This window comes from Paenibacillus sp. 1_12, from assembly GCF_900114475.1.
Lineage (GTDB): Bacteria > Bacillota > Bacilli > Paenibacillales > NBRC-103111 > Paenibacillus_S.
On the sequence record NZ_FOTE01000013.1, the window covers coordinates 160,858 to 167,704 of the forward strand.

The 6,847-nt window shown below is 45.7% G+C and carries 6 protein-coding genes; 3 read left to right on the forward strand and 3 right to left on the reverse strand.

What is annotated here, in order from left to right; translation table 11 throughout:
* Positions 1–214: 214 nt before the first annotated feature.
* Entirely contained in the window at positions 215–1,069 is an 855-nt protein-coding gene (locus tag BM210_RS24560; RefSeq protein WP_091174593.1) for a glycerophosphodiester phosphodiesterase, read from the forward strand.
* Positions 1,070–1,171: 102 nt separating this feature from the next.
* Here BM210_RS24560 and BM210_RS24565 read toward each other — a convergent pair whose 3' ends face one another.
* Both BM210_RS24565 and BM210_RS24570 read right to left on the reverse strand, forming a co-directional pair.
* A complete protein-coding gene (locus BM210_RS24565; RefSeq protein ID WP_091174595.1) occupies positions 1,172–1,933 on the reverse strand; it encodes a DeoR/GlpR family DNA-binding transcription regulator in 762 nt (253 codons plus the stop codon).
* 200 nt (positions 1,934–2,133) lie between these two features.
* On the reverse strand, positions 2,134–3,234 hold the full coding sequence (locus tag BM210_RS24570; protein ID WP_091174597.1) for an alcohol dehydrogenase catalytic domain-containing protein: 1,101 nt from the start codon (positions 3,232–3,234) through the stop codon (positions 2,134–2,136).
* 491 nt (positions 3,235–3,725) lie between these two features.
* Here BM210_RS24570 and BM210_RS24575 point away from each other — a divergent pair, with 491 nt between their 5' ends.
* Positions 3,726–5,171, forward strand: coding sequence for a DEAD/DEAH box helicase (locus tag BM210_RS24575; RefSeq protein WP_091174599.1), 1,446 nt, complete (start codon positions 3,726–3,728; stop codon positions 5,169–5,171).
* 248 nt (positions 5,172–5,419) lie between these two features.
* On the forward strand, positions 5,420–6,466 hold the full coding sequence (locus tag BM210_RS24580; protein ID WP_218184968.1) for an alpha/beta hydrolase family protein: 1,047 nt from the start codon (positions 5,420–5,422) through the stop codon (positions 6,464–6,466).
* A gap of 73 nt (positions 6,467–6,539) precedes the next feature.
* Here BM210_RS24580 and BM210_RS24585 read toward each other — a convergent pair.
* Positions 6,540–6,847 (reverse strand): IS3 family transposase (locus BM210_RS24585; protein ID WP_143101089.1); only part of this gene is annotated, 308 nt, incomplete at its 5' end.

Below are 6,847 nucleotides of genomic sequence, written 5' to 3' on the forward strand. Positions count from 1 at the left end.
GGATTTGTGGCAAATAGCCGTAGGTCGTCTGCTTCTTTAGTTGCTGATATCTTAAATGGCGCACAACAACCCTATATTATAGGGTAAGTGCAGCCGGGAACTTCATATTGACAGAAATAGGGTTAAATGCTAATCTAAATAAACATAAATGAGCAAAAATGAACATTATATTAATGCCGCATCTTCCTATATAATTTGAGAGGAGTTCATTACTATGTCCGTTACGAATAAGAAAACTACCGCACAGCGTGTTCATTGGCAGGCCCATCAAAGCACTAATGCAGAAATTCCAGAGAACACAATGGCTGCCATGGAGTATGCATGGGAGCTTGGGGGCATTCCGGAAATTGACATCCGGCAGACTGCCGATGGCATCATTATCGGATTGCATGATGAAACCCCAAGACGCACAACAACGGCATCCGAAGCAGATCGTGACCGGTTAGTATCGGAATGTACGTTTGAGCAGACGCAAGCATGGGATGCAGGTGTTATATTTAACGATAAGTATCGGGGAGAAAAGGTACCGTCGCTTGAGCAGGTGTTAGCTGTATTGGCTAGCCACCCTGAGCGCGAGCTGTATCTGGATTACAAGCAGGTTGATCTGGACAAGCTGGCGGCATTGATCGAACGCTGCGGTGTTGAGCGTCAAATCATTTTCTGTCATCGGGATCATGATAACTGCAGAATCATGAAGCGGTTAGTTCCGGGCATTCGTACCATGCTATGGATATCGGGCGGCTCAAATCCAGAAGCAGAGGTTGCGCGCAAGTTTGCAGAGGCAGCGGTTAGCGGTTTTGATGCCCTAGACATTGTACAGATTCATCTGGTTGATGCGGATAACTTATCAGGAGAAGCCCAAAGCGGACCCTGGAGATATAAGGTACAGCGTGAGTATTTGCAGATGGCACTCGGACAGTTGGCGGAGAAAGGGTTGGAGCTCGAGGTGCTGCCGTTCCATTTTAGCGAGGACTCCCTATTTGCCTTGTTGGATTTAGGTGTACGGAGATTTGCAGTAGATGAGCCGAGAGTTTTTGTTGCGACACTGGAGCGTTACAGCTTTACATGATTGTGATCATTGCTCATAAACAAGAGGGAGGGGCTAAGCCCCTCCCTCTTGTTTATGCACTGCAGCTGTTCCTTGCGCATTATATAGAAGCCCATGCAAGGATCAAACCGTGATGACGTTAACACCGCAATCGCGAAATTCTTTGATATCATATTCGGGGGCTTCCTTCCCCGTTATCAAGGTGTGAATAGAACTATTCGGGGCGACTGAATGCAGGGAGAGCTTGCCGATTTTACTATCATCAGCTACGACTATAATCTCCTGCGATGCATTAATCATCCCTTGCTTGGCCATAACCAGCTGAGCCTCCGGATGCATCAAGCCGTGCTTGGGATGTATAGCCGGTATACCCAAAAATGCTTTTTCAACATGAAGAGATCTTAAGACATGATCAGTAAACATGCCATTCAACATATAACTGGAAGGGTAAAGCTCGCCCCCCGTTAAAATGACTTTAATGCCGGACGCATCCTTCAACTCCACGGCAATGTTCATATCGTTCGTTACTACCGTAATATTCGATCGGTGAACCAGGTTTTTGGCGATATGCAAGGTAGTAGTTCCGGAATCGATGATGATGTGTTCTCCATCCTCAACCATACTTGCAGCAATCTTGCCGATTCGCATTTTTTGATCCAAATGATGATTGGATCTTTCGACGAAGGGAGCCTCATCATGGGTCCATTGTTCAACAATAACACCGCCATGAGTCCTTTTTAGTAAGCCTTCCTGTTCAATTTCACCTAGATCCCGCCGAATCGTAGCTTCATGAACATTAAACTCCTGCGCCAATGCTGCAACGGTAGCTACCCTGCATTGTCTCACATATTCTACGATCCTTAATTTTCTTTCAGCAGCTAACAAGGATATCCCCCATTTTAGCGATTTTTTTCGCGCATTCTTGTTATCATTTTGTTCATATATGTTTGTAGGCTACAATAATCCACCCTGCATGTCAATATGAACGCCAGATTATACACGAATACAACGAGCAGGGTCTCTTGTTTCATTAAGGTATCAAAAGGATCATAACGGTACACTTTAGCATATGTGCTGCTGTAAAGTTACCAATGAAATTCCAATATCGTTTTTCTCCAATCCCTGTGGGCTGCCGCTTGTTCCATAGCTATAGTGAAATCATTGGCAGCATGTATATGTGTTATTTGATCGGGAAGAAGCTTTCGCAAAGTTGCCTGACACGATGGATCCTTCATAGCCTCAAGTACCGGGTAGTAATCCGTGGTTGAGCTTCGGCTGCTTCCTCTTAAGGTAAGTCCCTTTTCGAGCACATCTCTTGTATTGATCGGCACCTTATCTTCCGTTACACCCATCAGAATGAGGTGTCCTTCAGGCTTTAAAATGTCTATTGCTTGATTTATTGCACTTTCAGAAAATCGACCGCCTGTGCATTCGACAGCAATATCGTAGGACCCGCCGGAGGAGAAGTCATACTCTTGAACCAAGCTTCTGTTTGCGAAGTCGAATTTGTCCAATTTATCCGGAATGGCTCCGAACACTTGAAGTCGATCTGCACTTACCCCATAAACATGATAAAGCATTGCGGCGGCCAAATACCCTACAGGACCATCCCCAAACACAGCTACACGTGCATTTTTCAACTGTTCTTCCACATGATGCAGTGCTTGATAAGAGACTGTGCACAATTCCGCAAGTACAGCAATTTCATCCGGAATTTCATCTGGAACCGGTATGGCGCAGGACGCAGGGATGACCAGCCTGTTTTGGGCTATGCCGTCCATTCCGCTCCCCAAAAACTTTCCGCAGTGACAATAATTATCTCCATTACCGCTTTTGCAAGCAGGACAGCACTCCTCGGGAACAATTCCTTTGAGTAAGTAACCTGGAATATTGGGAACGATAACAACGCGTTGTCCGGGCTTCAGCTCAGCGGTTGCACTTTGCATGATAGTACCTATCCCTTCATGAATAAGGGCCATAGGCAGCTTGCGGGCTAGCGCTTCAGGTCTTCGTTGTCCAGTGAAATAACGTAAGTCCGCATGACAAATACTAGCGATGGACGGTTCCACGACTACCTCATAATCATGAACCTCGTGTACAATGGCTGCCTCGACAACCTCCCGTGGTTTGATTAGCCGATAAGCCTGTGATTGAATACGGGTGTGGTTTACATTAGGTTGTAACAATTGTGAACGCCTCCTAAGTTTTAATGATTTATGGAATCGTAAATATGAGCAATGTACTCACATTCAATTTCATTTAAGGGAACACGTAATGGTTGACACCACCAAACACTCATAATTGTTCATTTATATTAATAAAATAAACAATAATGCTCATATTTGCTTGTTTTAAGAATATTATTATGCATAACTTTTGTCAAGACAATTGGATGGAAAACTATGCTGCAGAGGTTACTCCCTTACCAGATAAGGTTTTTTATGAAAATAAACCATTTTCCATATTTAAAAGAAATTACTTTTGTGCGCGAATTAATTCGTTTTTGTTCACTGTAAGTTAAATTACAAGGGACTCTGGAGAGATATGTGTCCGATACTGAAGTGCCTGCGTGCTGCTCAAACCAAGAGTTGGTGACTTGTACTAGCTGCTGATATATAATTTGAGGCAAGCACTTGCGTTGTGTGATGCAATAGAGGCAAATAAAAGGAGTTCAACGATGAGTAAACGAAGCTTTAGAGACTATACATTAAGTGAAGATATTGTACGCGCTTTGGAAAGCCTAGGTTATGAGGAGCCGACTGATGTTCAAAGTCAAGTCATCCCGATTGCGTTGACGAAGCAGGATTTGGCTGTAAAATCCCAGACGGGAAGCGGGAAAACGGCAGCGTTTGGGATTCCGATCTGTGAAATGGTCGAGTGGGAGGAAAATAGGCCGCAGGCATTAATTTTGACACCGACCCGAGAGCTTGCCGATCAGGTGAAGCAGGATATGACCAATATCGGCCGGTTCAAACGGATTAAAGCGGTCGCTTTATACGGCAAGCAGCCGTTTGCCAAGCAGCAGCTCGAATTGAATCAAAAGTGCCATGTGGTTGTCGGCACTCCCGGACGGGTGATGGATCATATCAAAAGAGGTACGCTTGATCTGGAGCGGCTTGAATTTTTGGTCATTGACGAAGCTGATGAGATGCTCAGAATGGGCTTTATCGATCAGGTGGAGGCGATTATTGACGAGTTGCCTGAGGATCGGATCACGCTGCTATTTTCGGCTACTTTACCCAAAGACGTGGAAAAGCTGTGCCACCAATATATGAAAAATCCCGTTGATATTGAGATTCAGACCGCGGTAACGACAGCGGATCAGATAGAGCATTCTCTGTTTATGGTGAAAGAGGAGCACAAGTTCAAGCTGCTGCAGAACGTGATTATCGTGGAGAATCCCGATAGCTGTATGATTTTCTGCCGTACTCAGGAGCATGTGGACGAGGTGTGCGAGCAGCTGGAGCGGGCTGATTATACGTGTGATAAAATTCATGGGGGCATGCTGCAGGATGATCGCTTCAAGGTCATGAATGCGTTCAAAAGAGGTGAATTCCGTTATTTGGTGGCGACCGATGTAGCGGCAAGAGGTATCGATGTCGATAATATCACGCATGTCATCAACTACGACCTCCCTATGGAAAAAGCAAGCTATGTGCATCGGACAGGAAGAACCGGCCGCGCGGGTAAAACGGGTAAAGCAATCAGCCTAGTCACACCCTATGAGGATCGTTTTCTCGCCGATATTCAAGGCTATATTGGATTCGAAATCCCGGTCAGAGAAGCTCCTTCCGCAGAGGAAGTTGATCTTGCAAGGGAAGCCTTTGAAGAGAAAATGCAGACGCAGCCTGAGCTCAAGGCGGACAGAAATGAGCAGCTGAACAAGGGGATTTTGAAGCTGTATTTCAATGGGGGCAAGAAGAAAAAGCTCAGAGCGGTCGATTTTGTCGGGACTCTTGCCAAAATTGAAGGAGTTACTGTGGAGGATATCGGCATTATTACGATTCAAGATAATGTCACATACGTCGATATTTTAAATGGAAAAGGCCCACTCGTACTCAGAACGATGAAGAATACGACGATTAAAGGGAAGCAGCTTAAGGTACATGAGGCATTTAAGTAACAGTAATACGAGTTTATGAATACAAATAGGCCGATTGCGATGGTAGGTGTTATATCACAATCGGCCTATTCAGTAAATACAACGATAGATGCGGGAGTGACTGCATCCAAAAAATACAGTTGGAATATATTTTTTATATGCGGGGCACTGGGCTGCGACAATAAGCGGTTTTGATTCAGTAATTCAAAATGAAAGCGGTTGCCGACGTGATCATACCGTTGGGGCAACGATACCAGGAGGAGCAGCAGATGATTTATTTTGACGAGAAAAAGTATATTCAATCGATTCTGGCCAAAACCACTCGCGAATTTGACTATCACCAGGTGGTGGATTCAGGAAAGTGGCTGGAATGGAAGCAGGCTTTTCGCAGCAAACTAGCTGAGATCACAGGCCTTGAGCAAATCAGGCAACAATCAGCCGGCGTACCGTTATCGCCGCGAGTAACGGAAATAGTTGAGTTTCCTGATTATGTACGGGAGAAAATCTATATCACAAGTGAAACCAATATCGAAGTACCGTTCTATCTCCTACTGCCGAAGAATGTGGCGAGGCCCGTGCCTGTGGCGATTTGTGCACATGGGCACGGGAGACGCGGCAAGGAGGACTACGCTGGTAACTTCGAAAGCCCAGAGCATCGTGAGCAGGCTGTCAGTCAGGATCGGGATTTAGCGGAGCAAGCAATTTCGCAGGGCTATGCCGCTATAGTACCTGAAGTGCGCGGGTTCTGGGAGATGGCTCGTCAAGAGGATATGGATGAAGGGAAAAGCAAATCTTGTGATGATCTGCAGCGGATTTCGTTATTATTTGGCCGCTCTTTGATCGGCGAGCGGGTCCACGACTTCAGCAAGGTACTGGATTATGCGGCGACTCGCTCAGAGCTTGATATGGAGAAGGTCATGATAACGGGCAATTCCAGCGGAGGCGCGGTGTGCGTATTCGCTGCAGCTTTGGATGAGCGCATTAGTTTGGTGGCGCCGGGCTGTTATTTTTGTACGTTCGAGCATTCGGTTGTATCGGTCCACCATTGTATATGCAATGCTGTTCCGGGCATGATGCGATTTGGAGAAATGTATGATGTGATTGGGTTGATTGCCCCTCGTCCTGTATTGATGATCAACGGTGAGACCGATCCGCTTTTTCCTATAGAAGGCGTACATATTTCCTTCAAACATGTTCAGTGCATATACGAGCAATTCGGATCAGCTGACCGTTGCGAGCTGTTTGTCGGTGATGGGGGACACCGTTACTTTAAAAACCGAGTATGGGATTTTGTCAGGGAGCAGTGGGGTTCATGAATGTACATATAAAAGACTGCCGGAATTCTGAACTGCACCCCGTCAAGTAGACACAACAAATAATAAAAATCGGTTAAGCGGTCTTGGTCCTGAATTCTAATGGACTGAGGCCGTTTAGTTTTGCCTGCAAACGCTCGTTATTGTAAAAATAAATGTACGCATCCATGTCCTTTTGAAGTTCTTCGAAGGTTGGGTAGGTACGACGCAAATAATACTTCTCGCATTTAAGAGTTCCCCAGAAGGATTCCATGGGGCCGTTATCAATGCACCTGCCCACTCGAGACATACTCTGTACGATCTTGCCCTCTAAGAGCTTCTTGAAGCTTATCGAGGTGTACTGAAAACCACGGTCACTATGAAGCATAGGCGTGCTGGTCGGGG

What these genes read in the sequence shown, in the direction of transcription:
- BM210_RS24580 (WP_218184968.1), top strand. Translation starts at nt 5,420, where the DNA reads ATGATTTATTTTGACGAGAAAAAGTATATTCAATCGATTCTGGCCAAA.
- BM210_RS24560 (WP_091174593.1), top strand. Translation starts at nt 215, where the DNA reads ATGTCCGTTACGAATAAGAAAACTACCGCACAGCGTGTTCATTGGCAG.
- BM210_RS24575 (WP_091174599.1), top strand. Translation starts at nt 3,726, where the DNA reads ATGAGTAAACGAAGCTTTAGAGACTATACATTAAGTGAAGATATTGTA.